Below are 26,186 nucleotides of genomic sequence, written 5' to 3'. Positions count from 1 at the left end.
AATTTCCCATATGGAAATCACTGTTGTCCAAATGGCAACTCGTGCAGTTGACTCTCTGCCCGTATGCTTAGCGCCACATTCCTCATGAGGTCGCTATGACACGCTTTCTAATCTGCAGTTTCGCCCTGGTGTTACTCTATCCCGCGGGTATTGATATGTATCTGGTGGGGCTGCCCCGTATTGCTGCCGATTTACAGGCCAGCGAGGCGCAACTGCATATCGCGTTTTCGGTTTATCTGGCGGGAATGGCGACGGCGATGCTGTTTGCCGGGAAAATTGCCGACCAGTCAGGACGCAAACCCGTCGCTATTGTCGGCGCCCTCATCTTTATTTTCGCCTCTGCGCTGTGTTCATTCGCCGAAAGCGGTACGCCGTTTCTCACAGGCCGCTTTATTCAGGGCGTCGGCGCAGGCTGCTGCTATGTGGTGGCTTTCGCCATCCTGCGCGATACGCTCGACGATCGCCGCCGGGCGAAGGTACTGTCGCTGTTGAACGGTATCACCTGTATCGTGCCGGTACTGGCGCCGGTGATGGGGCATCTGATTATGCTCAAATATCCGTGGCAGAGCCTGTTCTACACGATGATCGGTATGGGGGTGGCCGTTTGCCTGCTGTCAGTGTTTATCCTGCGAGAATCGCGCCCAGCGACGCTCCCGGCATCTGCAGAGAAGAACCACCTATCTGAATCCCTGGTGAACCGTTTTTTCTTAAGCCGTCTGGCCATCACCACTCTCAGCGTGTCGGTGATCCTGACCTTCGTGAATACTTCGCCGGTGCTGTTGATGGAAGTGATGGGCTTTGACCGTGGAGAGTACGCCACCACGATGGCCATGACCGCAGGCATCAGTATGGCGGTCTCGTTCTCTACGCCATTCGCCCTGAGCGTGTTTAAACCTCGTGTTCTGATGCTGACCTCACAAGTGCTGTTTCTGTCTGCTGGTGTGGTGTTAACCCTTGCCAGTACGCACATGGTGACGCTGTTTGGGCTGACCTTAATCTGTGCCGGGTTCTCGGTCGGCTTCGGTGTCGCGATGAGCCAGGCGCTGGGACCTTTCTCGCTGCGTGCGGGCGTTGCCAGCTCGGCGTTAGGTATTGCGCAGGTTTGCGGTTCCTCGCTGTGGATATGGCTGGCGGCGGTGCTCGGTCTTGATGCGCTGAATATGCTGATCGGGATTCTGATTGGCTGTAGCATAGTGAGTATCATGCTGATTATCACTGTTGCCCCTAACCGGTCCACGCCAACTCATGAAGAAATCCCTCAGCAGTCTCGATCTTAATTTATTGCTCTGTCTGCAGCTGTTGATGCAGGAACGCAGTGTTACCAAAACTGCCAAACGGATGAACGTCACGCCGTCGGCGGTCAGCAAGTCGCTGTCGAAACTGCGGGCCTGGTTTGACGATCCACTGTTTGTAAACACCCCGCTGGGGCTAACGCCAACACCGCTGATGGTCAGCATGGAACAGAATCTGGCAGAGTGGATGCAGATGAGCAACCAGTTGCTGGATAAGCCACACCATGAAGCGCCGCGCGGGCTGAAGTTTGATCTGGTGGCCGAAACGCCGCTGGTGATGATCATGTTTAACGCGCTCTCCCGACAGATCTATCAGCGTTATCCCCAGGCGACGATCAAAATACGCAACTGGGACTATGATTCGCTGGATGCAATTATTCGCGGCGAAGTGGATATCGGCTTTACTGGCCGGGAAAGCCATCCGCGTTCGCGTGAACTGTTGAGTTTGCTGCCGTTGTCGATCGACCATGAAGTGCTGTTTTCCGATCTCCCCTGTGTCTGGCTACGTGAAGATCATCCGGCATTGCAGGAAGAGTGGAATCTGGACACATTTCTGCGCTATCCGCACATCAGCATTAGCTGGGAGCAAAGCGATACCTGGGCGCTGGATGAAGTCCTGCAAGAGATGGGGCGCGCGCGCAATATTGCGTTATGTCTGCCCGGTTTTGAGCAGTCGCTGTTTTTGGCCGCCCAGCCGGATCACGCGCTAATAGCCACAGCTCCGGTTTATTGCCAGCGTTATAACCAACTCCACCAGCTTCCGCTCGTGGCGCGTCCTATGCCTTTTGATGCCGCGCAGCTGGAAAAAATGCGCGTACCGTTCACCCTTCTTTGGCACAAACGTAACAGTCATAATCCTAAGATCGTCTGGTTGAAAGACACCATCAAGGCGCTTTATCGCGATATGTCCTGACGTTGCACCGCCACTTTGTTGCTAAATCGACTATTCTGGCAACAGAAATGTAAATATCGCGTAATGTATTCTATTTCAGCTTACTTTTTGGGCAGCAAAGCCTGCCTGGATGCCGCGTAAATGTTACTCTGGTAATTATCACGGACCATTAATCACGGAGCGAAAAATGGCGACACATTTTGCCAGAGGGATTCTTACGGAGGGACACCTGGTTTCAGCTCGCCTCCCTTCTCCATGTCATATCGAAGCAAGAGATCTCCCCGCTCATCGCCGAACACGTTTCCTGGCTTCCCGAAGTTTACTCGCTGAACTGATGTTTATGCTTTACGGCACCAGTACGCTGCCCGAGATTGTTACTCAGGCCAAAGGTAAGCCCATTTTTCGCGATAAGAACCTGCCGGGATTTTCGATTTCTTATGCCGGGAATATCGTTGGCGTTGCGCTAACAACTGAAGGAACGTGCGGGCTGGATATGGAACTGCAGCGAGCTACCCGCAGCTTTCACCATCCGCATTCAACGGAAACATGGCGCTTCTCCAGCAACGAAAATCTGTGGATCAATAACCAAAACGACCCCAACGAAGCACGCGCGCAGCTCATTACGTTGCGCCAGAGCGTACTCAAACTCACCGGCGATGTAAGCAATGATGATCCGCACGAACTCCAGCTTTTACCCGGCGCAGGACGTCTGAAATGTGCCCATGTTGCGCAGGTTGAAGCCATTTGCGATGCGGAAGATGTTCTGGTGTGGTCGGTTGCGGTTACGCCAACCATTGAAAAACTCAAGGTTTGGGAGTTTGATGGTAAACAGGAATGGAAAAGTTTGCCTGATATCCAGACCCGCGCCAATGAGCCTACGGGTCGTCTGATCCGGTTCTCTCAATTATGCGCAGCGAAGAGCCATACGCTTTGATTTAACCTTTATGATGAAACAGGAGTCACCATGTCAGAAACATTGAATGTTGTTACGTTACTGGGAAGTCTACGCAAAGGTTCGTTTAATGGAATGGTTGCCCGTACGCTGCCCAAGATTGCTCCAGCAGGAATGGAAGTCAACGCGTTGCCATCAATTGGTGATATCCCACTGTACGATGCCGACCTCCAGCAGGAAGAAGGTTTTCCGGCAAGCGTAGAAGCGCTGGCAGAGCAAATCAGGAAGGCTGACGGTGTCGTCATCGTGACACCGGAATATAACTATTCCGTGCCTGGCGGACTGAAGAACGCCATCGACTGGCTGTCCCGCCTGCCGGATCAGCCATTATCGGGTAAGCCGGTGCTGATCCAGACCAGCTCCATGGGCGCCATTGGCGGCGCGCGCTGCCAGTATCATCTACGTCAGATCCTGGTGTTCCTCGACGCCATGGTAATGAACAAGCCGGAATTTATGGGCGGCGTGATTCAGAACAAAGTGGACCCGCAGACAGGTGAAGTGATCGACCAAAGTACGCTGGACCATCTAACCGGCCAGCTGACCGCATTTGGCGACTACATCCAGCGTGTGAAAGCCTAAAAGAAAAAGCCCGCTGGCTGCAATGCCTGGCGGGCCGTATCCGGTTATCAAATTTACCTGATGGCGCTGCGCTTATCAGGTCTACACGCCTCGCGCAGCACCGTCTCAGCGGCAATTAATGCGCGTCGATAAACACAATCTTCAACACAAACAGCAGTGCGACAACGATGACGCATGGGCTGAGATCGCGGAAACGTCCGGTACCGATTTTCATCACACAGTAGGAAATAAAGCCCAGCGCGATACCTTCGGTAATCGAGAAACTAAACGGCATCATCACGGCGGTAATAAACGCCGGAACGGCTTCAGTTAGGTCATCCCACTTCACGCGCGACAGGCTTGATGTCATCAGGACGCCAACGTAAATCAGCGCACCAGCGGCCGCATATCCCGGTACCATTCCCGCCAGCGGCGACAGGAAGATAACCAGCAGGAACAGCAGGCCGACAACTACCGCGGTCAGGCCAGTACGTCCACCGACAGAAACCCCGGAAGAAGACTCGATATACGCGGTAACGGAAGAAGTACCGATAAACGCACCAGCAACCGATGACACGCTATCCACATACAGCGCCTGCTTCATACGCGGAAACTTACCCTTCGCATCCGCCAGACCGGCTTTATCCGTGACGCCAATTAGCGTACCGGAGGAGTCGAACAGGTTGACCAGCATGAACGAGAAAATTACGCCCGCAAGACCAATGTTAAACGAACCAGCCAGATCAACATGCCCGATAACGGACATTACGCTCGGCGGCGCGGAGACGATCCCGTTGTAATGGACATCGCCCAGCATCCAACCCAGCAGCGTGGTCACAATGATAGAGATCAGTACCGCCGCATGGATGTTACGTGAAGCCAGAATCGCGATGATAAAGAAGCCCAGAATACCGAGCAGTACGCTGTGGGACGTCAGGTTGCCAATAGACACCAGGGTGTCTTGGTTGGCGACGATAACACCAGCGTTTTTCAGCCCCATCATGCCGATGAACAGACCAATACCGCTGGTGATCCCCACGCGCAAACTAACCGGGATGTTGGCAATCATCCAGTAACGTACGCGGAAAATCGTCAGTAGCAGCAGACCTACCGCGCCCCAGAAGATTGCGCCCATACCGATCTGCCATGACAGGCCCATCGCGCCAACGACCACGAAGGCGAAGAACGCATTCAGACCCATAGCAGGCGCAAGTGCGACCGGCAGGTTGGCAAACAGGCCCATCAGGATGCTACCAAATGCAGCAATCAGGCAGGTGGTCACAAAGACGGCGCTGGTATCCATGCCAGCCACGCCAAGAATTTGCGGGTTAACAAAAACGATATACACCATCGTCAGGAAGGTGGTTAAACCGGCGATCACTTCGGTCCGTGCCGTCGTGCCATGTTCGCGCAGTTTGAACACGCGTTCCAGCATCCCCTGGCCAGAAGCCTGGGTTGTGTGTTGTTGACTCATTATCAATTTCCGAACAAGGAGGGAAAATTCGTCGCTATCCTATACCAAAATGCGACAATAGGGTTGGGTTATGAGCAACTTTTTTCATTGATTTTGCTTATACGGCAACGATTGCGTCGCCCAATAATGCATTACGAAAACGTTAAACTTGTTAAAACGGAAATGACATGTCCCAGATAGAAGCCGTATTTTTTGACTGTGACGGTACCCTTGTCGACAGTGAAGTGATTTGTTCTCGCGCGTATGTCAGCATGTTCCAGGCGTTCGGCATTACGCTCGATCTTGAAGAAACTTTTAAACGCTTCAAGGGGGTAAAGCTGTACGAGATCATCGACATTATCAACGAAGAGCACGGTGTCGAACTGGCAAAAGCCGAATTAGAACCGGTTTACCGGGCAGAGGTCGCACGTCTGTTCGATACGGAACTGGAGGTGATTGCCGGAGCCAATGCGCTGCTGGACAGCATGACCGTCCCTATGAGCGTGGTATCTAACGGTCCGGTCAGCAAAATGCAGCACTCGCTGGGTAAGCTGGGTATGTTGCACCATTTCCCTGATTTGCTGTTCAGCGGCTACGATATTCAACGCTGGAAACCCGATCCGGCCCTGATGTTCCATGCGGCGAAAGCGATGGATGTTAACGTTGAGAACTGCATTCTGGTTGATGACTCCAGCGCAGGTGCCCAGGCGGGGATTGCTGCAGGGATGGAAGTGTTTTACTTCTGCGCCGATCCGCATAACAAACCAATCGATCATCCAAAAGTGACGACGTTTACCGATCTGGCGCAGTTGCCAGCGTTATGGAAGGCGCGGGGTTGGAATATTACGCGATAACTGAAAGGCCGGATGGCGCTAACGCTGATCCGGCCTGCATGTCTCGTAGAGCGGGTAAGCGTTAGCGCCACCCGCCACAAACATCACTCTTTCGGATCTTTGCCCGCCAGCAGCTTATCCAGCTCATCACCGCCCACGTGACGGAAGTCTTGTCCCTTCACGAAGTAGAAGATGTATTCGCAGATATTCTGGCAACGGTCACCGATACGCTCGATGGAGCGCGCGCAGAACAGCGCGGTCAGCACGCTTGGAATGGTACGCGGATCTTCCATCATGTAGGTCATCAGCTGACGCACGATACCTTCATACTCCTGGTCGACTTTCTTATCTTCGCGATAAATACGTACCGCTTCGTCAAGATCCATACGCGCAAACGCATCCAGCACGTCATGCAGCATTTGTACGGTGTGGCGACCCAGTGATTCCAGGCTTACCAGCAGCGGCTGATGCTGTTGAGAAAATTTCTCCAGCGCGGTGCGGCAAATTTTATCCGCAACGTCGCCAATACGTTCCAGCTCAGCGATCGTTTTGATAATCGCCATCACCAGACGCAAGTCACTGGCGGTCGGCTGACGCTTGGCAATGATACGCACGCAGGCCTCGTCGATCGCCACTTCCATCATATTGACGTTCTTATCGCCCTCAATGACGCGCTTCGCCAGCTCACTGTCCTGATTGTGCATGGCGGTAATCGCATCAGAAAGCTGCTGCTCGACCATGCCGCCCATGGTCATCACCTGGGTACGGATGCTTTCCAGCTCTGCATTGAACTGGCCGGAAATATGTTTATTAAGGTTAAGATTATCCACAACAAGCTCCTGAATCAGCCGTAACGACCGGTGATGTAGTCTTCAGTTTGTTTCTTCGCGGGCTTGGTGAACAGATCGTCCGTGTTACTGAACTCAATCAACTCGCCCAGGTACATAAATGCCGTGTGATCGGAACAACGCGCAGCCTGCTGCATGTTGTGGGTAACGATAACGACGGTGTAATCCTCTTTCAGCTCAGTGATCAGCTCTTCGATACGCCCGGTAGAAATAGGGTCGAGCGCTGAACACGGCTCATCAAGCAGAAGCACTTCCGGGCGAATGGCGATCCCACGCGCAATACACAGACGCTGCTGCTGACCACCGGAGAGAGAGTACCCGCTCTGGTGTAATTTATCTTTGGTTTCGTTCCACAGCGCGGCCTTGGTCAATGCCCACTGCACACGCTCGTCCATATCCGCACGAGAGAGTTTCTCAAACAGACGCACGCCAAAAGCGATGTTGTCGTAGGTGGACATCGGGAACGGCGTCGGCTTCTGGAATACCATGCCCACTTTGGCACGCAGCAGAGCGATATCCTGAGTGTTGGTGAGAATATTGTCGCCATCCAGCAGGATTTCGCCTTCCGCACGCTGTTCCGGGTACAGTTCAAACATTTTATTGAACGTACGCAGCAACGTCGATTTACCACAGCCTGAAGGCCCGATAAACGCCGTTACCTGGTTTTTGGCAATATCCAGGTTGATGTTCTTCAGGGCATGGAACTTGCCATAGTAGAAGTTCAAATCACGAACCTGAATCTTACCCGGGGCAGTATCAACCATACTCATTTCTATCTTTTCCTCATCATGCCTGATGGCGCGCAGCTTTCAGGCCTACAAATGTCTTCAATCGTAGGCCGGATAAGGCGTTTACGCCGCCATCCGGCACTTCGTCTTAACCGTGTTTCTTCTTCGCGAAAATGACGCGCGCCAGAATGTTCAGCAGCAGTACGCACAGGGTAATAATCAGTACCCCGGCCCAGGCCAGTTGCTGCCACTCAGCAAACGGGCTCATCGCAAACTTAAAGATAGTGACCGGCAGGTTGGCGATAGGCTGCATCATGTCGGTGCTCCAGAACTGATTGGAGAGCGACGTAAACAGCAGCGGAGCCGTTTCACCTGCGATACGTGCAATAGCCAGTAAAACGCCTGTAATGATGCCTGAGACAGAGGCCTTCAGGGTGATCGCAGAAATCATCTTCCATTTCGGCGTACCCAGCGCATAGGCGGCTTCACGCAGGCTATCCGGTACCAGCTTGAGCATGTTCTCCGTGGTACGAATAACAATGGGCACCTGCAGCAGCGCCAGCGCGATAACGCCCGCCCAGCCGGAGAAGTGCTCCATTTTTGCTACCACGATGGTGTAAACGAACAGACCGACCACGATTGATGGCGCAGAAAGCAGGATGTCGTTGATAAAGCGGATCACCTCAGCCAGCCAGGACTTACGTCCGTACTCTGCCAGGTAGATGCCCGCCATAATACCAAGCGGTGTACCAAACACGGTCGCCCACAGAATTAACAGTCCGCTACCGGCCAGGGCATTCGCCAGACCACCACCAGCCGTATTCGGCGGAGGTGTCATTTCGGTGAACAGCGCCAGTGACATACCGTCAATACCGCGGGTGATCGTGGACATCAGGATCCAGATAAGCCAGAACAGACCGAATGCCATGGTCGCCATAGAGAGCGTCAGCGCGATGCGGTTCTTCAGACGACGACGCGCCTGCATTTTACGGCGGGATTCCGCAAGCGCAGCGGTGTTTTGCATTTCAAGCGTAGCCATTAGCGTGCCCCCTCGTTCTTCGCAAGGCGCATGATCATGAACTTAGACGCCGCCAGCACGATGAAGGTAATCACAAACAGAATCAGGCCCAGTTCCATCAACGCGGCAACGTGCAGTCCTGATTCCGCTTCGGCAAATTCATTCGCCAGCGCAGAAGTAATACTGTTGCCCGGCATGTACAGCGAGGCACTATCGAGCTGGTAAGTGTTACCGATGATGAACGTCACCGCCATGGTTTCACCCAGCGCGCGGCCCAGACCGAGCATCACGCCGCCGATCACACCGTTTTTGGTGAACGGCAGGACGATGCGCCAGATAACTTCCCAGGTAGTACAACCGATGCCGTAGGCTGACTCTTTCATCAGCACCGGCGTTTGTTCGAACACATCGCGCATAACCGCCGCAATGTACGGGATGATCATGATGGCGAGGATCACGCCAGCGGCCAGAATACCGATACCAAATGCCGGACCCGCAAACAGCGCGCCAACAAACGGAATGTTGGAAAGGATGTTCCCGACCGGCTCCTGGAAGTAAGTCGCAAACAGCGGGGCAAAGATAAACAGGCCCCACATGCCGTACACGATACTCGGAATTGCCGCCAGCAATTCAATAGCGATACCCAGCGGGCGACGCAGCCAGCCAGGAGCAAGTTCAGTCAGGAATAAGGCTATGCCAAAACTCACCGGAACGGCGATCAGCAGTGCGATAAGCGAGGTGACCAGCGTACCGTAAATCGGTACTAATGCACCGTAGATATCGTTTGGCGCATCCCATTCTTTAGTCCACAGAAAGGAGAAGCCAAATTTCTGAATGCTTGGCCAGGAGGAGATAACCAGAGAGACAATAATGCCACCCAACATCAATAGCACAATCAGCGCAGCCAGTTTTACCAGCGCGCTGAATATCATGTCACCTTTTTTACCCGGTGGGTTCAAAGCAGGCTTGGTTGCAGCCATAAATCACTCTTTAAGTTTGGGCCAGGAAGCACGCATTTTATCGTGCTTCCCGGCTAACGTAATGCCATACCCTAAATAATTCGAGTTGCAGCAAGGCGGCAAGCTTGTGAATACCCAGTCACATAGATTCACTATGTGACTGGGGTGAACAAGCACAGCCAACACAACTGCGGCTCGAAGTATGACGGGTATTTAGTACAGCGCTTTACCGTTGCTGTCCTTCACGTTGGTCTTCCATGCAGCACGAATCTGCTCAACCACGCTGTCCGGCAGGCTGGCGTAATCCAGGTCATTAGCCTGTTTGCCGCCATTTTTGTACGCCCAATCGAAGAACTTCAGCACTTCAGCGCCCTGCTCAGGTTTCTTCTGCTCTTTATGCACCAGGATGAAGGTGGTGGAAGTGATCGGCCACGCATCGTCACCTTTCTGGTTAGTCAGATCCTGAGCGAAGGTTTTGCTCCAGTCAGCGCCTTTTGCAGCGTTGGCAAAGTTTTCTTCGGTCGGACTTACCGGTTTGCCATCAGCAGAGACCAGCTTGGTGTACGCCAGGTTGTTCTGCTTAGCGTAAGCGTACTCAACGTAGCCGATAGAACCCGGCAGACGCTGTACGAACGCAGCGATACCGTCGTTACCTTTACCACCCAGACCGGTCGGCCAGTTAACGGTAGAGCCGGAACCAATTTTAGATTTCCACTCTTCGTTCACTTTCGCCAGGTAGCTGGTGAAAACGAATGAAGTACCGGAACCGTCAGCACGACGCACAACGGCGATATTCTGAGAAGGCAGCTTCAGACCCGGGTTCAGTTTGGTGATGGCTTCATCATCCCACTTCTTAATTTTACCGAGGTAGATGTCGCCCAGCGTTTTACCGTCCAGCACCAGTTCGCCGGATTTCAGGCCAGGGATGTTCACCGCCAGCACCACACCACCGATAACAGTCGGGAACTGGAACAGGCCTTCTTGCGCCAGTTTCTCGTCAGACAACGGTGCGTCAGAGGCGCCGAAATCAATGGTATTGGCCGTAATTTGTTTTACACCACCGGAGGAGCCGATACCCTGGTAGTTTACTTTGCTACCGGTCTCTTTCTGATAGGTATCTGCCCATTTGGCATACACTGGCGCAGGGAAGGTTGCACCTGCACCTGTCAGGCTCGCTGCTGCAAACGCAGAAAACGCGCTCATGGATAAGGTCGCGGCGACAACAGTTGCGACAGTGGTACGCATAACTTTCATAATGTCTCCTGCACGGTTTTCGTAAATCGTTGTTTGAGTTGCTACTGTGAGCAAAATAGGACAAACAGGTGACAGTTAAATGTACGAAATATGACAGTTTTATGACAATGAAAAGCTCGGGAAGTTTTTTATCTAAAAATACATTTAAAACAGGATGTTAATTACCATCATGACAATAACATTTCGCTGAAATTTTCTTTTTATGACACTGAAAACAGTAGTTGAAGATGACGGTTTGTCACATAAAACAGGCGGGATAATTGATTAAAAACAGAACAAGCTAAAAAAATGCCCCGCTTGCAGCAGGGCATTTTCAGTTCAGTTAAGTGCGGATTACTCTACGGTAACCGACTTTGCCAGGTTACGCGGCTGGTCCACGTCGGTGCCTTTAATCAGCGCCACGTGATACGCCAGCAACTGCAGCGGAACGGTGTAGAAGATCGGTGCAATCACCTCTTCCACATGCGGCATCTCAATGATGTGCATGTTTTCGCTGCTGGTAAAGCCAGCATCCTGGTCCGCAAAGACGTACAACTGACCGCCACGAGCGCGAACTTCTTCAATGTTGGATTTCAGTTTTTCCAACAGTTCGTTGTTCGGTGCAACTACGATAACCGGCATATCGGCATCAATCAGCGCCAGCGGACCGTGTTTCAGTTCACCTGCAGCATATGCTTCAGCGTGAATATAAGAGATCTCTTTCAGCTTCAGCGCGCCTTCCAGCGCAATCGGGTACTGATCGCCACGCCCCAGGAACAGCGCATGGTGTTTGTCTGAGAAACCTTCCGCCAGAGCGGCAATGCGTTTGTCCTGAGACAGCATCTGCTCAATACGGCTCGGCAGTGCCTGCAGACCGTGAACGATCTCCTGCTCAATAGACGCATCCAGGCCTTTCAGACGAGACAGTTTCGCCACCAGCATCAGCAGAACGGTCAGTTGGGTAGTAAATGCTTTCGTCGAGGCCACACCGATTTCGGTACCGGCATTGGTCATCATCGCCAGGTCGGATTCGCGCACCAGAGAAGATCCCGGTACGTTACAAATAGCCAGCGAGCCCAGATAGCCCAGCTCTTTAGATAAGCGCAGACCCGCCAGGGTATCCGCCGTTTCACCGGACTGGGAAAGGGTAATCATCAGGCTGTTACGACGCACGGCGGATTTGCGATAGCGGAACTCGGAAGCGATTTCGACATCACAAGGAATACCAGCCAGCGATTCAAACCAGTAGCGGGACACCATACCGGAGTTGTAGGACGTACCGCAGGCGATAATCTGGATATGCTCAACCTGAGACAGCAACTCGTTGGCACGTGAACCCAGCTCGCTTAAATCCACTTCACCGTGACTAATGCGACCGGTCAGCGTATTTTTAATTGCATTCGGCTGTTCGTAGATCTCTTTCTGCATGTAGTGGCGATAAATACCTTTTTCGCCCGCGTCATACTGCAGATTCGATTCGATATCCTGACGCTTCACTTGTGCGCCAGACTTGTCAAAAATAGAGACAGAACGACGGGTCACTTCTGCGATGTCACCTTCTTCCAGGAAGATAAAGCGACGGGTTACCGGCAGCAGCGCCAGCTGATCGGAAGCGATAAAGTTTTCCCCCATCCCCAGACCAATCACCAGCGGGCTACCTGAACGGGCCGCCAGCAGAGTTTCCGGGTTACGGGTATCCATGATCACCGTGCCATAGGCACCGCGCAACTGTGGAATAGTACGCAGTACGGCTTCACGCAGCGTACCACCCTGTTCCAGTTCCCAATGCACCAGGTGAGCAATCACTTCGGTGTCGGTTTCAGAAACAAAGGTGTAACCACGGGTTTTCAGTAGTTCACGCAGAGGTTCATGGTTTTCAATGATGCCGTTATGCACCACAACAATGTGTTCAGAAACATGGGGATGCGCGTTCGCTTCTGAAGGTTCACCGTGTGTCGCCCAACGGGTATGAGCGATACCTGTACCACCATGCAGCGGATGTTCTTCCGCAGCAGCAGTCAGCATCTGCACTTTACCCAGACGACGCAGACGGGTCATGTTGCCTTCAGCATTGACAACGGCCAGACCAGCAGAGTCATAACCACGATATTCCAGACGACGTAAACCTTCGAGAAGGATTTCAGCTACATCACGCTGCGCGATAGCGCCAACAATTCCACACATATTTTTTGATTCCGAATTTAGGCATTTGCCTGTCGTTGTCGCTGACCTGTATTTGCCCTTTCCGGGCGCCCCGAGCCTTGTAGAGAGTGGGGTTATTTTTATGGTACTGCTTGTTGAGCGGAGGATTATGTTATCCCCTCATCTCTTGTCTGCCTGATGGCGCTTACGCTTATCAGGCCTACAGAACGTCACCGCACGTAGGCCGCCATCCGGCAAAAATCACTTACTTCTTCTTCACCGGACGCTGCCAGCCCTGTTTATGGACCTGAGGTACACGGCTTAATACCAGTTCGTTATCGGCGACATTACGCGTTACGGTAGTGCCAGCAGCGATGGTGGCACCTTTACCCACGGTGACAGGCGCCACCAACTGAGTATCAGAACCCACAAACACATCATCACCAATAATGGTTTTAAACTTATTGGCACCATCGTAGTTGCAGGTAATCGTACCCGCGCCGATATTCACGTTATCGCCGATTTCCGCATCGCCCAGATAGGTCAGATGACCGGCTTTAGAACCTTTACCCAGACGCGCTTTTTTCATTTCGACGAAGTTACCCACGTGCGCGCCTTCCTGCAGCTCAGCACCCGGGCGCAGACGCGCGAATGGACCGATGGTGCAAGCGGCTTCCAGATGGGCATCTTCCACCACACTGTATGGGCTAAGCTCACAACCTTCGCCAATCACGCTGTTTTTGATGATACAGCCAGCACCAATCTTGACGCGCTCCCCAACGGTTACGTTACCTTCAATGATAACGTTAGTATCAATTTCAACATCGCGCCCGTGAATAAGCGTACCGCGAAGATCAAAACGTGCAGGATCGCGCAGCATCACGCCCGCCAGCAACAGTTTCTCTGCTTGCTCAGACTGATAAACACGCTCCAGACGGGATAACTGAAGACGGTTATTCACCCCTTCCGTTTCGCTAATACGTGCCGGATGTACCGCAGCAATTTCGCGTCCTTCCTGATACGCCATCGCAATGATATCGGTGATGTAGTATTCACCCTGCGCATTGTTATTGGTGAGTTTGGACAGCCAGCGCTTCATATCAGCGCCATTGGCAATCAGAATACCAGTGTTGATTTCCTGGATTTGGCGCTGCTCGTCAGTTGCATCTTTATGCTCGACGATACCGGTGACGTTACCGTTCTCACGCGTAATACGCCCATAGCCGGATGGATCATCCAGTTTTACCGTTAACAGGCCGATGCCGCCCTGCGGTTTAGCATCACGCAGGCTACGTAAGGTATCGGTAGAGATCAGCGGCACATCGCCATAGAGCATTAAAATGTCTTCGTCATCACCAAAGAATGGCGCTGCCTGCTGCATTGCATGGCCGGTCCCCAACTGCTCTGCCTGCAGAATCCAGTTTAGATTGCCATCTTTCAGCGTCTGCTTAAGCAAATCACCACCGTGCCCGTAGACCAGATGTACGTGAGTGGCACCTAATTCATTAGCGGCATCAATGACATGCTGAACCATCGGCTTTCCTGCGAGGGTATGCAGCACTTTAGGGAGATCGGAATACATACGCGTGCCTTTGCCTGCGGCAAGGATCACGACGCTCATAGCATTATTCAACATACACGTCCTGACTGTAATTTGAGAACGAATTTATACCGTTTCACATTGAAAATACTACATTTTTTTCATCGTGAAATGGACCGAAGATAAAACGTTCAATCGGGGAAATTTCCCCTCTGATAACACTCTATTTTCGTCTATTTCGGCGTCTTTTGTCTCCCAAAAACCAGGAGGCAGCTCTTATTAAAGCCTTAGGTTAATGTTTTTGCTATTTTTTTACTGCATGAATAAAGAGTTACAAAAGAAAAATACAATTTTATTAATGTGATTCAGCGAGAAGCAAAAAAAACAGACAGGGAAAATAGAGTTTTAAAAGGGAAGAGGACAAACGATCAAGCGGAGGAGGGGGATTTAATAACAGCTGGCGCGTGCTGATAACCGTATGAAGCATCGCGCCACAGAGCAGGTCGGGAAGACTAAACTTCCATACTGCTGAAAAGGGCGATGATTTTGTTAATCAGTTTCATGTTGGTATCCTGTTTTTATCTGAGTTAATTATGTGACACACATCACACAAAAAAGAGTCTACGCCTCATTTTTTAACCGATCAATATTTTTGTGACACAAATCACAAAAATATAAAACAGCTTTTTAGTTCCACTTTCACTGAAACAAAACCATAAAAAAAGCCAGCCTGGCAACCAGACTGGCTTTTGTGCTTTTCAAGCCGGTGTTACATCGCTTTTTTGGTCAACTCGATAACGCGCAGTTTCGCGATCGCTTTGGCCAGTTCCGCAGATGCCTGAGCGTAATCCACGTCACCATGAGAGCTCTTAATGTGCTCTTCAGCCTTACGCTTCGCTTCCAGGGCTCTCGCTTCATCGAGATCCTGTCCGCGAATCGCGGTATCAGCCAGAACGGTCACGCTGCCAGGCTGCACTTCGAGAATGCCGCCGGACAGATAGATAAACTCTTCATGACCGAACTGTTTAACGATGCGGATCATACCAGGCTTAATGGCGGTGAGCAGCGGTGCGTGACCCGGGAAAATACCCAGTTCACCTTCACTACCCGTTACCTGGATTTTTTCGACCAGACCAGAGAACATTTGCTGCTCTGCGCTGACGACGTCCAGGTGGTAAGTCATTGCCATATCACCCTCCGATTAAGGCGTTAAAGTTTTTTGGCTTTTTCCACGGCTTCGTCGATAGAACCAACCATGTAGAACGCCTGCTCTGGCAGGTGGTCGTATTCGCCTTCCATGATGCCTTTAAAGCCACGGATGGTGTCTTTCAGGGATACGTATTTACCCGGAGAACCGGTGAATACTTCCGCAACGAAGAACGGCTGGGACAGGAAGCGCTGAATTTTACGTGCGCGTGCTACCACCAGTTTGTCTTCTTCAGACAGTTCATCCATACCCAGGATGGCGATGATGTCTTTCAGTTCCTGATAACGCTGCAGCAGAGACTGTACGCCACGCGCGGTGTCGTAGTGTTCCTGACCAACAACCAGCGGATCCAACTGACGGCTGGTGGAGTCCAGCGGGTCAACTGCCGGGTAGATACCCAGAGATGCGATCTGACGGCTCAGTACCACGGTTGCATCTAAGTGAGCAAAGGTGGTTGCTGGGGATGGGTCAGTCAAGTCATCCGCAGGTACGTATACCGCCTGAACGGAGGTGATAGAACCGGTTTTGGTAGAGGTGATACGTTCCTGAAGAACACCCATCTCTTCCGCCAGAGTCGGCTGATAGCCTACCGCTGATGGCATACGACCCAGCAGTGCGGATACTTCTGTACCGGCCAGGGTGTAACGATAGATGTTATCAACGAACAGCAGAACGTCACGACCTTCGTCACGGAACTTCTCTGCCATGGTCAGACCGGTCAGAGCAACGCGCAGACGGTTTCCCGGCGGCTCGTTCATCTGGCCATATACCAAGGATACTTTGTCCAGAACGTTGGAGTCGGTCATTTCGTGGTAGAAGTCGTTACCCTCACGAGTACGTTCACCCACGCCCGCAAACACGGAGTAACCGGAGTGTTCGATCGCGATGTTACGGATCAGCTCCATCATGTTTACGGTTTTACCTACACCCGCACCACCGAACAGACCAACTTTACCGCCCTTAGCGAACGGACACATCAGGTCGATAACTTTGATGCCGGTTTCCAGCAGTTCCTGAGAGCTGGACAGCTCTTCATAGGAAGGTGCCGCGCGGTGGATAGCCCAACGCTCTTCTTCACCGATATCGCCTTTCATGTCGATCGGGTGACCCAGGACGTTCATGATACGACCCAGAGTTGCTTTACCTACCGGGACTTCGATCGGGTGCTCGAGATCTTTGACTTCCAGACCACGACGCAGACCGTCGGAAGAACCCATGGCGATGGTACGTACGATACCGCCGCCGAGCTGCTGCTGAACTTCCAGCACCAGGCTCTCTTTACCATTCATAACCTCAAGAGCATCGTACACGCGCGGTACGGCATCCTGAGGGAATTCGACGTCAACCACGGCGCCGATTACCTGGACAATTTTTCCAGTAGCCATCTTGAATCCTCTACGAATTAACCTGGTTATACCGCGGATGCACCACCGACGATTTCGGTGAGTTCCTGAGTAATGCTGGCCTGACGAGCTTTGTTGTATACCAACTGCAGCTCTTTAATCAGGCTGCCGCCATTGTCGGTCGCGGCTTTCATCGCCACCATACGTGCGGCCTGCTCGCTGGCCAGGTTTTCTACCACGCCCTGATAAACCTGAGACTCGACATAACGACGCAGCAGGGTATCCAGCAGCGCTTTCGGGTCTGGCTCATACAGGTAATCCCAGGATTTACGCTTCAATTCATCATCATCTGATGCCGGCAGAGGCAGCAGTTGGGTGATGGTTGGCGTCTGAGACATGGTGTTAATAAATTTGTTGCTGACAACGTACAGTCTGTCCAGACGACCTTCATCGTAGGCCTGCAGCATCACTTTAACCGGACCGATCAGTTCGGACAGGGAAGGGTTATCCCCCATGCCGGTTACCTGAGCAATCACATTACCGCCAACGGAGTTAAAGAAAGACACGCCCTTAGAGCCGATCATTGCGATATCGCACTGAACGCCTTTATCGGACCATGCTTTCATATCCGCCAGCAGCTTTTTGAACAGGTTAATGTTCAAGCCACCGCACAGACCACGGTCGGTCGACACCACCAGGTAGCCCACGCGCTTAACATCGCGTTCTTCCAGGTAAGGGTGCTTATATTCCAGATTACCATTCGCAAGGTGACCAATCACTTTGCGCATGGTCTCTGCATAAGGACGGCTGGCCGCCATGCGATCCTGCGATTTACGCATTTTGGAAGCGGCGACCATCTCCATCGCTTTAGTGATCTTCTGCGTGTTCTGGACGCTTGCGATCTTACTACGTATCTCTTTTGCGCCGGCCATGAGCTTCTCCTCAATGCCTTGCGGTCCGCCCTAAAGCAGACCGCCAGACGTTACCAGGACTGGGTTGCCTTGAAGGAATCGAGGATAGCTTTCAGCTTGCCTTCGATTTCATCGTTATAGCCACCGGACTGGTTGATCTCTTGCATCAGCGGAGCGTGGTCACGGTCAACGTAAGCCAGCAGAGCGGCTTCGAAGCTACCGATTTTCGCCAGTTCCACATCTTCGAGGTAACCGCGTTCAGCCGCAAACAGCACCACACCCTGCTGTGCTACAGACATTGGGGCATACTGTTTCTGCTTCAGCAGTTCAGTTACTTTCTGACCGTGGCTCAGCTGCTTACGAGTAGCTTCATCCAGGTCGGAAGCGAACTGAGAAAACGCTGCCAGTTCACGATACTGCGCCAGTGCGGTACGAATACCACCGGACAGTTTCTTGATGATCTTGGTCTGCGCTGCACCACCTACACGAGATACGGAGATACCCGGGTTAACTGCCGGACGAATACCGGAGTTGAACAGGTTGGTTTCCAGGAAGATCTGACCATCTGTAATGGAAATTACGTTGGTCGGAACGAACGCAGAAACGTCACCCGCCTGGGTTTCGATAATCGGCAGAGCGGTCAGGGAGCCGGTTTTACCTTTAACTTCACCATTGGTGAACTTCTCAACGTATTCCGCGTTTACGCGGGATGCGCGCTCCAGCAGACGGGAGTGGAGGTAAAATACGTCGCCCGGGAATGCTTCACGTCCTGGTGGACGACGGAGCAGCAGGGAAACCTGACGGTAAGCAACAGCCTGTTTAGACAGGTCATCGTAAACGATCAGCGCGTCTTCACCGCGGTCACGGAAGTATTCGCCCATTGCGCAACCGGCATATGGCGCCAGGTATTGCAGAGCAGCAGATTCAGACGCGGTCGCCACAACAACGATGGTGTTGGACAGTGCGCCGTGTTCTTCCAGTTTACGAACCACGTTAGAAATGGTGGACGCTTTCTGGCCGATAGCCACGTACACACATTTGATACCGGAATCACGCTGGTTGATGATGGCATCGATTGCCATCGCGGTTTTACCTGTCTGACGGTCACCGATGATCAGCTCACGCTGGCCACGACCGATTGGGATCATGGCATCAACAGATTTATAACCTGTCTGTACTGGCTGGTCGACGGACTGACGTTCGATTACGCCTGGTGCGATAACTTCGATTGGCGAGAAGCCATCGTTATCAACCGGACCTTTACCGTCAATTGGGGAACCCAGAGTGTTCACCACACGACCCAGCAGGCCACGGCCAACCGGAACTTCCAGAATACGACCCGTACACTTAACCTTCATGCCTTCGGCGAGGTCAGCGTATGGACCCATCACAACGGCACCTACGGAGTCGCGCTCCAGGTTCAGTGCGATAGCGTAACGGTTACCCGGCAGGGAAATCATCTCACCCTGCATACAATCGGCCAGGCCGTGAATGCGGATAACACCGTCACTTACAGAAACAATAGTACCTTCGTTGTGAGCTTCGCTCACAACATTGAACTGAGCAATGCGCTGCTTGATCAGTTCGCTGATTTCGGTGGAATTCAGTTGCATGCTCCAGTCCCCTTAAGACTGCAAGACGTCTGCAAGGCGCTCAAGACGGCCGCGTACGCTGCCATCAATGACCATATCACCCGCTCGGATGATTACGCCTGCCATTACAGACTTATCGATTTTGCAATTCAGCTTAACTTTGCGTGACAGACGTTTTTCCATCGCTGCACTAATCTTTGTAAGCTGTTCATCACTCAGTGCATTGGCAGAAGTGACTTCTACCTCAGAGATAGCCTCACTGGCTGCACGCAGATGAATAAACTGCTCAAGAACATCCGGGAGCGCATTCAGACGGTTATTTTCAGCCATTACCCTAATCAGGTTTTGGCCGCTTTCGTCCAGCTGCTCACCGCACACGGCGATAAACGACTCAGCGAGCGTTTCCGGCGCCAGCGCGCCAGAGAGAAGCTCTGCCATTTGTTCGTTTTTCGTCACCTCAGCGGCAAACGTCAGCATATCCTGCCAACGGTCAACGCTTTGGTGCTCAACGGCAAAGTCAAAAGCTGCTTTGGCGTAGGGGCGAGCTACCGTAATAAATTCAGACATCAGCCCCTCCCTCCTTACAGTTCAGCGACAAGTTTGTCCACGATGTCGCTATTAGCAGCTTCATCCACGGAACGTTCGATGATCTTCTCGGCGCCAGCAACAGCCAGGATAGCAACTTGCTTACGCAGCTCTTCGCGAGCACGTTTACGCTCGGCGTCAATTTCCGCCTGCGCCTGTGCCACGATTTTAGTACGTTCCTGCTCTGCTTCAGTTTTAGCTTCGTCCAGGATCTGAGCACGGCGTTTGTTCGCCCGCTCAATGATTACCTGAGCTTCCGCCTTCGCTTTTTTCAGCTGGTCGGTCGCGCTGGCCTTTGCAAGGTCAAGATCCTTATGTGCTCGTTCTGCAGAAGCAAGGCCGTCAGCAATTTCTTTTTGACGTTTTTCGATGGCAGCCATTAAAGGCGACCATACGTACTTCATGCAGAACAGAACGAACAGGACAAACGCGATGGCCTGGCCGAGGATTGTTGCGTTAAGATTCACAGCACAATGCCTCTATCTAGTTAACGTTCTGATATTGCTCTTAATTCAAGCAACGCTTACTACGCGACAGCAAACATCACGTACAGACCCAGACCTACAGCGATCATTGGGATTGCATCCACCAGACCCATAACGATAAAGAACTGAGTACGCAGCAGAGGAATCAGATCCGGTTGACGCGCTACGCCTTCCAGGAATTTACCCCCGAGGATGCCGATACCGATCGCAGCACCGATTGCCGCCAGACCCATCATCACAGCGGCAGCAATGTACAGCAGATCCATATTCAGGTTTTCCATGACAGTCTCCAGTTTGTTTCAGTTAAAACGTAGTAGTGTTGGTAAATTAATGCTCTTCAGATGCCATCGACAGATAGACAATCGTCAGAACCATAAATATGAAGGCTTGCAGCGTGATAATCAGTATGTGGAAAATGGCCCATGGCACATTCAGGATCCACTGTGACCACCACGGCAACAGACCAGCAATCAGAATGAAAATCAGCTCACCGGCATACATGTTGCCGAACAGTCGCAGACCAAGAGAAATTGGTTTGGACAGCAGGCTTACCCCTTCAAGGATTAAGTTGACAGGGATGAACGCCCAGTGATTGAACGGCTGCAGCGTCAACTCTTTCGCGAAGCCGCCGATGCCTTTCATTTTGATGCTGTAGAACAGAATGAGGATAAATACGCCCAGCGCCATCGACAGGGTGATGTTTACGTCAGCAGACGGAACCACACGCAGAGCCGGCAGGCCAAAGATATGCTCACCGATGTACGGCAGCAGGTCGATAGGCAGTAAATCCATCAAGTTCATCAGGAATACCCAGACGAAAATCGTCAGGGCCAGCGGAGCAATCAGCTTGCTTTTGCCATGGTACATGTCTTTCACGCTACCATGCACAAAGCCGATTACCAGCTCAATCGCGGTCTGAAATTTACCTGGTACGCCGCTGGTCGCCTTTTTAGCTACGCTACGGAACATAAGCAGGAACAACAGACCCAGAACCACCGAGAAGAAAATGGAGTCAATATTGAGCGTCCAGAAGGTGGCTGGGGGGTTGTGCGGATCCACCAGCGAGAATGTACGTAGGTCCAACTGAAGGTTATTCAGATGGTGTCCTATGTAATCCTGCGGCGTCATATTTTCTGAAGCCATGATGCCTTTACCCTTTGTTGTTAATTACAGCCGGCGCCAGTATCTGAACCACCAGCACCAAAACCCACGTAACGATCAGCGGCATGAATACCGCTTTCAAAACAGCCAACGCCACCACCAGCAAAACCAGCATAGCTAACACCTTGAAGGCTTCGCCGAAGGCGAACGTCCAGGCTACTCGGCCTTTAGCTGGTGTATGCGCCTGGTGACGCCAGGCAAATATCATAAACAACACATTAGGCAGTAACACTGCCAATCCACCGCACAATGCGGAGATGCCCCAGAAAGGGTCTTTGAGGCTAAACAGCAATCCACTTGCTATTACCGCCAGAAACTGTGTGAGCAAAAGCTTACGAGCAACGTTTCGACTCAAGAGCGACATAGACATCACGTTTTTACTCCTGCTCCCTTCGAGGTATGCCGCGTGTCGTATAAAACGTTCTTTATGGCTTAGAGTCAAGCATCAAAAAGCGGTCAAATTATACGGTGCGCCTTCGTGATTTCAAACAATAAGTAGCTAAAAAGTGAATAAATGTTTAAATATTTTTCGCTACCCCACATTTATCACTTTTAAGCAAACTGTGAACGATCATGCAAAACTGCAAATGCCGCGTAAATACTGGCGGCAAAGCGTGCACCAGATCACATATTGAACATATTCACCTTCGCATAATTTATTTACGTGGCAAATGATGCCTTTTCATCTTTTTGATATTTAAGCGTAAAAATAGCCACTATTTCAAAAACAACAGCTAACAACAAAAAAACCACGCATTGACATTTATAATAAAAAATTAACACAACGGGTGGTTCTTACGTTCTATTTTTAGCAGACTGATATTTTCACAGCTGACTTGTTTCGCTTTTAACAAAAAACGGTACGTTATAGTTATGATGCAAAACCGTAAGGCGCTAGTGAATTGTAACGACATTTAACCACACTATTCCCTATGACTTTTAACACCTGAATAGCCGTTTTTTTTCTATTTTTTTTGATAAAAATTAAATTTTGTTTGGCTTAATAACCACCAGATGACGTTCACCATCCAGTTGCGGAACGCGTAATTTTTCGACCGACTCGACGCTGAATTCTGCAGGCAACGAAGCAATTTCGTCTTCTGGCAACTGCCCTTTTAGCGCATAAAAACGCCCATCCAGGCCAGGCAAATGATGGCACCAACTCACCATATCAGTAAGTGACGCGAACGCACGGCTAATGACCCCATCGAACGGCGGCTCTGAAGGGAATTCTTCAACGCGACTTTGCACAGGCGTGATGTTAGTAAGCGCAAGCTCATGCTGCACCTGACGCAAGAAACGGACGCGTTTTCCCAGACTATCCAGCAGTGTGAAATGCGCTTCTGGGCGCACGATAGAGAGAGGAATACCCGGCAGGCCCGGTCCCGTACCCACGTCGATAAAACGCTCCCCCTTCAGATACGGCGCGACGACAATACTGTCCAGAATATGGCGCACCAGCATTTCGTTAGGATCCCGTACCGACGTCAAGTTGTACGCTTTGTTCCATTTGTGCAGCATATCGACATACGCAATCAGCTGATTTTTCTGGTGATCGGTAAGAGAAATACCAGCATCAGCCAGCAGACGAGAGAGTTTGTTGAGCACGGTCGTTACCTGTTCATAATCAATTTCCCGATGAGCTATAGCTTATCGGGACTACAAATTGGTAGGGCGGGCAGGCGAAGCGCCCGCCGCCAAAATAGTGTTATCAAGCGCTGCGGCGCAGCATACCTTGTTTCTTCAGCCATACCAGCAGAATGGAAATGGCGGCAGGCGTAACGCCAGAAATACGCGATGCCTGACCGATTGATACCGGTTTGTGATCGTTCAGCTTGGCGATAACTTCATTCGACAAGCCTGAGACCTGACGATAATCCAGCGTTGCAGGCAACAGGGTGTTCTCATTACGCTGTTGTCTTTCGATTTCTTCCTGCTGACGGGCGATATACCCTTCGTATTTCACCTGAATCTCAACCTGTTCCGCGGCCTGAGCATCGTCGAGCGCTGGTGCAAACGCAGATAAAGAGGTCAACTGAGCATAGGTCATATCCGGGCGGCGCAGGAGATCTTCACCGCTGGCTTCACGTGACAAAGGCGTAGCCAGGTGAGCATTCACTTCTGCTGCAGATTCCGCTAACGGATTTACCCAGGTTGATTTGAGACGCTGACGTTCCTGTTCGATACGCTCCAGCTTCTCGTTGAAACGAGCCCAGCGCTCGTCGTCCACCAGACCCAGTTCACGACCAATTTCGGTCAGACGCAGGTCGGCGTTATCTTCGCGCAGCATCAAACGGTATTCTGCGCGTGAGGTGAACATACGGTACGGTTCTTTGGTGCCAAGCGTACACAGATCGTCCACCAGTACACCAAGATAAGCCTGATCGCGACGCGGTGCCCAGCCGTCTTTCTCAGCAGACAAGCGTGCGGCGTTCAGACCCGCCAACATCCCTTGCGCGGCAGCTTCTTCGTAACCGGTAGTACCGTTAATCTGGCCCGCAAAGAACAGACCCTGGATGAATTTACTTTCCAGAGTGGGTTTCAGGTCGCGCGGATCGAAGAAATCATACTCAATCGCGTAGCCAGGACGGACGATTCTGGCATTTTCCATACCCTGCATGGAGCGGACAATTTGCATCTGCACATCGAACGGCAAGCTGGTGGAGATACCATTCGGATAAATTTCGTTAGACGTCAGTCCTTCCGGCTCGAGGAAGATCTGATGCTGATTACGATCGGCAAAGCGCATCACTTTGTCTTCGATCGACGGGCAGTAGCGCGGACCGATACCTTCGATCACGCCTGCGTACATCGGGCTACGATCGAGGTTATTGCGGATCACGTCATGGGTTCTCTCATTGGTATGCGTGATGTAACACGGCATCTGACGCGGATGTTGAGAAGCATCGCCCAGGAATGAGAAGACCGGCATCGGGTTATCGCTGTTTTGTTGGCCGAGCACGCTGAAATCAATAGTGCGTGCATCGATACGTGGCGGCGTACCGGTTTTCAGGCGGCTGACGCGTAACGGCAGTTCACGCAGACGGCGTGACAGCGGGATAGACGGCGGATCGCCAGCACGGCCGCCGCTGTAGTTGTCCAGACCAATATGAATTTTGCCGTCAAGAAAAGTCCCTACGGTTAACACAACCGCTTTGGCACGGAACTTCAGTCCCATTTGGGTCACTGCACCCACAACACGATCGTTTTCAACAATCAGATCTTCAACCGCCTGTTGGAAGATCATCAGATTGGGTTGATTCTCGAGTGCGGTGCGTACAGCCTGGCGATAGAGCACACGGTCGGCCTGAGCTCGGGTAGCACGAACGGCTGGCCCTTTGCTGGCGTTTAGTATCCTAAACTGGATACCTGCATGGTCGATCGCTTTTGCCATCAACCCACCAAGCGCATCCACTTCTTTTACCAGGTGTCCCTTCCCAATACCGCCGATCGCCGGGTTGCAGCTCATCTGTCCCAGAGTGTCGATATTGTGTGTCAAAAGCAGAGTCTGTTGACCCATTCGCGCCGCGGCCATTGCGGCCTCGGTGCCTGCATGACCCCCGCCAATGATGATGACGTCAAAAGGATCCTGATAAAACATGGTAATTGCCTCGCATAACGCGGTGTGAAAGTGGATTGAAGCCCGGGCCGTGGATTCTACTCAACTTTAGTCGATCGAGAAAGTCCTGGGATCCTGGGTATTAAAAAGAAGATCTTTTTATTTAGAGATCTGTTTTATTGTGATCTCTTATTAGGATCGCAACTTTCTGTGGATAAGGGCGATCCTTTGAATAAGATCAACAGGTTGTTGAGGATCATTAGCTGTGAATGATCGGTGATCCTGGCCCGTATAAGCTGGGAGCAGAATGAAGGGTTATACACAACTCAAAAACTGAACAACGGTTGTTCTTGGGATAACTACCGGTTGATCCAAGCTTTTAACCAGAGTTATCCACATAAAAAAGTACGATCTTTACAAATCTCTGAGCAATGGATGCCAGGATCCCAGCCAAATTTCAGCCGGATCTTCCGGAATTTCATGTTCCAGTACGTTGATCCTGAGCGTTTCGCCGATCTGTTTTGCCCCGCAGGCTTTCAGTTCGGCTTCCAGCTTGTCGATTGCGCCGCAAAAGGTGTCATATTCACGACTGCCGATCCCGATTGCACCAAAGTGCACTTGTGAAAGGTCCGGTTTTTGCTCGCATAAGGCATCATATAAAGGCTGCAGGTTGTCAGGAATGTCTCCCGCACCGTGCGTGGAGCTAATAATCAGCCAGATCCCATCAGTCGGGACCTCTTCAAGCATTGGCCCATGCAGTATTTCGCTGGAAAAACCCGCGTCGTCCAGTTTTTCAGCCAGATGCTCTGCTACATATTCCGCACTGCCAAGCGTGCTGCCGCTGATAAGAGTGATTTCTGCCATGATCGCCCACCTTTATAAAGAGGGCGTATTG

At 51.7% G+C, this 26,186-nt stretch carries 25 protein-coding genes; 5 read left to right on the top strand and 20 right to left on the bottom strand.

Annotated elements, in window-relative coordinates:
* Window positions 1-95: 95 nt before the first annotated feature.
* The 4 genes from OGV38_RS17795 to OGV38_RS17780 all read left to right on the top strand — a co-directional run bounded on the left by OGV38_RS17795 (window position 96) and on the right by OGV38_RS17780 (window position 3,715).
* Window positions 96-1,277, top strand: a complete 1,182-nt coding sequence (locus OGV38_RS17795; protein ID WP_019078000.1) for an MFS transporter — start codon at window positions 96-98, stop codon at window positions 1,275-1,277.
* Window positions 1,246-2,205 carry an HTH-type transcriptional regulator YidZ gene (yidZ, locus tag OGV38_RS17790; RefSeq protein ID WP_269519270.1) on the top strand — a complete coding sequence of 320 codons (960 nt, stop codon included), beginning with the start codon at window positions 1,246-1,248 and terminating at the stop codon, window positions 2,203-2,205. The genes OGV38_RS17795 and yidZ overlap by 32 nt, the downstream gene beginning before the upstream one ends.
* A 166-nt stretch (window positions 2,206-2,371) precedes the next feature.
* On the top strand, window positions 2,372-3,118 hold the full coding sequence (locus OGV38_RS17785) for a 4'-phosphopantetheinyl transferase family protein (RefSeq protein ID WP_103928776.1): 747 nt from the start codon (window positions 2,372-2,374) through the stop codon (window positions 3,116-3,118).
* A gap of 30 nt (window positions 3,119-3,148) precedes the next feature.
* Complete coding sequence (locus tag OGV38_RS17780) at window positions 3,149-3,715, top strand: NADPH-dependent FMN reductase (RefSeq protein ID WP_003827046.1); 567 nt, start codon at window positions 3,149-3,151, stop codon at window positions 3,713-3,715.
* 115 nt (window positions 3,716-3,830) lie between these two features.
* Here the strand turns inward: OGV38_RS17780 and adeP are convergent, their stop codons facing one another.
* Entirely contained in the window at window positions 3,831-5,168 is a 1,338-nt protein-coding gene (gene adeP, locus OGV38_RS17775; protein ID WP_016155075.1) for an adenine permease AdeP, read from the bottom strand.
* A 167-nt stretch (window positions 5,169-5,335) separates the two neighbouring features.
* On the opposite strand from adeP, the gene yieH reads away from it, so the two are divergent.
* Window positions 5,336-6,001, top strand: coding sequence for a 6-phosphogluconate phosphatase (gene yieH, locus OGV38_RS17770; RefSeq protein ID WP_016155076.1), 666 nt, complete (start codon window positions 5,336-5,338; stop codon window positions 5,999-6,001).
* Between the two features lie 83 nt (window positions 6,002-6,084).
* Here yieH and phoU read toward each other — a convergent pair whose 3' ends face one another.
* The 19 genes from phoU to mioC all read right to left on the bottom strand — a co-directional run bounded on the left by phoU (window position 6,085) and on the right by mioC (window position 26,155).
* Window positions 6,085-6,810 carry a phosphate signaling complex protein PhoU gene (gene phoU, locus OGV38_RS17765; RefSeq protein WP_003023824.1) on the bottom strand — a complete coding sequence of 242 codons (726 nt, stop codon included), beginning with the start codon at window positions 6,808-6,810 and terminating at the stop codon, window positions 6,085-6,087.
* 14 nt (window positions 6,811-6,824) lie between these two features.
* Window positions 6,825-7,598, bottom strand: a complete 774-nt coding sequence (pstB, locus tag OGV38_RS17760) for a phosphate ABC transporter ATP-binding protein PstB (protein ID WP_286474250.1) — start codon at window positions 7,596-7,598, stop codon at window positions 6,825-6,827.
* Between the two features lie 106 nt (window positions 7,599-7,704).
* Complete coding sequence (gene pstA, locus OGV38_RS17755) at window positions 7,705-8,595, bottom strand: phosphate ABC transporter permease PstA (protein ID WP_016155077.1); 891 nt, start codon at window positions 8,593-8,595, stop codon at window positions 7,705-7,707.
* Complete coding sequence (pstC, locus tag OGV38_RS17750; protein ID WP_016155078.1) at window positions 8,595-9,554, bottom strand: phosphate ABC transporter permease PstC; 960 nt, start codon at window positions 9,552-9,554, stop codon at window positions 8,595-8,597. Before pstC ends, pstA begins: the two co-directional genes overlap by 1 nt.
* A gap of 192 nt (window positions 9,555-9,746) precedes the next feature.
* Window positions 9,747-10,787, bottom strand: a complete 1,041-nt coding sequence (gene pstS / locus OGV38_RS17745; protein WP_286474247.1) for a phosphate ABC transporter substrate-binding protein PstS — start codon at window positions 10,785-10,787, stop codon at window positions 9,747-9,749.
* Window positions 10,788-11,120: 333 nt separating this feature from the next.
* Window positions 11,121-12,950, bottom strand: a complete 1,830-nt coding sequence (gene glmS, locus OGV38_RS17740) for a glutamine--fructose-6-phosphate transaminase (isomerizing) (protein ID WP_269519276.1) — start codon at window positions 12,948-12,950, stop codon at window positions 11,121-11,123.
* 223 nt (window positions 12,951-13,173) lie between these two features.
* Window positions 13,174-14,544: a bifunctional UDP-N-acetylglucosamine diphosphorylase/glucosamine-1-phosphate N-acetyltransferase GlmU gene (glmU, locus tag OGV38_RS17735; protein WP_286474242.1), complete on the bottom strand. Its 1,371-nt coding sequence runs from the start codon at window positions 14,542-14,544 to the stop codon at window positions 13,174-13,176.
* A 673-nt stretch (window positions 14,545-15,217) separates the two neighbouring features.
* On the bottom strand, window positions 15,218-15,637 hold the full coding sequence (locus OGV38_RS17730) for a F0F1 ATP synthase subunit epsilon (protein ID WP_003023809.1): 420 nt from the start codon (window positions 15,635-15,637) through the stop codon (window positions 15,218-15,220).
* 20 nt (window positions 15,638-15,657) lie between these two features.
* Window positions 15,658-17,040: a F0F1 ATP synthase subunit beta gene (atpD, locus tag OGV38_RS17725; RefSeq protein ID WP_003023806.1), complete on the bottom strand. Its 1,383-nt coding sequence runs from the start codon at window positions 17,038-17,040 to the stop codon at window positions 15,658-15,660.
* 26 nt (window positions 17,041-17,066) lie between these two features.
* Window positions 17,067-17,930 carry a F0F1 ATP synthase subunit gamma gene (gene atpG, locus OGV38_RS17720; protein ID WP_016155083.1) on the bottom strand — a complete coding sequence of 288 codons (864 nt, stop codon included), beginning with the start codon at window positions 17,928-17,930 and terminating at the stop codon, window positions 17,067-17,069.
* A 50-nt stretch (window positions 17,931-17,980) separates the two neighbouring features.
* Window positions 17,981-19,522: a F0F1 ATP synthase subunit alpha gene (gene atpA / locus OGV38_RS17715; protein ID WP_003023802.1), complete on the bottom strand. Its 1,542-nt coding sequence runs from the start codon at window positions 19,520-19,522 to the stop codon at window positions 17,981-17,983.
* 12 nt (window positions 19,523-19,534) lie between these two features.
* The gene (atpH, locus tag OGV38_RS17710) at window positions 19,535-20,068 is read right to left on the bottom strand and encodes a F0F1 ATP synthase subunit delta (protein ID WP_006687767.1); all 534 of its coding nucleotides are present in this window, start codon (window positions 20,066-20,068) and stop codon (window positions 19,535-19,537) included.
* 14 nt (window positions 20,069-20,082) lie between these two features.
* The gene (gene atpF / locus OGV38_RS17705; RefSeq protein WP_286474239.1) at window positions 20,083-20,553 is read right to left on the bottom strand and encodes a F0F1 ATP synthase subunit B; all 471 of its coding nucleotides are present in this window, start codon (window positions 20,551-20,553) and stop codon (window positions 20,083-20,085) included.
* 59 nt (window positions 20,554-20,612) lie between these two features.
* Complete coding sequence (atpE, locus tag OGV38_RS17700) at window positions 20,613-20,852, bottom strand: F0F1 ATP synthase subunit C (RefSeq protein ID WP_286474236.1); 240 nt, start codon at window positions 20,850-20,852, stop codon at window positions 20,613-20,615.
* Between the two features lie 46 nt (window positions 20,853-20,898).
* The gene (gene atpB, locus OGV38_RS17695) at window positions 20,899-21,714 is read right to left on the bottom strand and encodes a F0F1 ATP synthase subunit A (protein ID WP_003023792.1); all 816 of its coding nucleotides are present in this window, start codon (window positions 21,712-21,714) and stop codon (window positions 20,899-20,901) included.
* Between the two features lie 7 nt (window positions 21,715-21,721).
* Window positions 21,722-22,102 (bottom strand): F0F1 ATP synthase subunit I, encoded by a 381-nt coding sequence (gene atpI, locus OGV38_RS17690; RefSeq protein WP_003023790.1) that lies wholly within the window; start codon window positions 22,100-22,102, stop codon window positions 21,722-21,724.
* 614 nt (window positions 22,103-22,716) lie between these two features.
* On the bottom strand, window positions 22,717-23,340 hold the full coding sequence (rsmG, locus tag OGV38_RS17685) for a 16S rRNA (guanine(527)-N(7))-methyltransferase RsmG (RefSeq protein WP_016155084.1): 624 nt from the start codon (window positions 23,338-23,340) through the stop codon (window positions 22,717-22,719).
* Between the two features lie 103 nt (window positions 23,341-23,443).
* A complete protein-coding gene (gene mnmG, locus OGV38_RS17680; RefSeq protein WP_016155085.1) occupies window positions 23,444-25,333 on the bottom strand; it encodes a tRNA uridine-5-carboxymethylaminomethyl(34) synthesis enzyme MnmG in 1,890 nt (629 codons plus the stop codon).
* Window positions 25,334-25,705: 372 nt separating this feature from the next.
* Window positions 25,706-26,155 carry an FMN-binding protein MioC gene (mioC, locus tag OGV38_RS17675; protein ID WP_016155086.1) on the bottom strand — a complete coding sequence of 150 codons (450 nt, stop codon included), beginning with the start codon at window positions 26,153-26,155 and terminating at the stop codon, window positions 25,706-25,708.
* Between the last annotated feature and the right edge of the window lie 31 nt (window positions 26,156-26,186).

This window comes from Citrobacter sp. Cb080 (assembly GCF_030334745.1).
GTDB classification, from domain to species: Bacteria; Pseudomonadota; Gammaproteobacteria; order Enterobacterales; family Enterobacteriaceae; genus Citrobacter; species Citrobacter braakii.
Note: the sequence above shows the minus strand (reverse complement) of the source record. Positions and strands in the feature narration are given on the sequence as shown.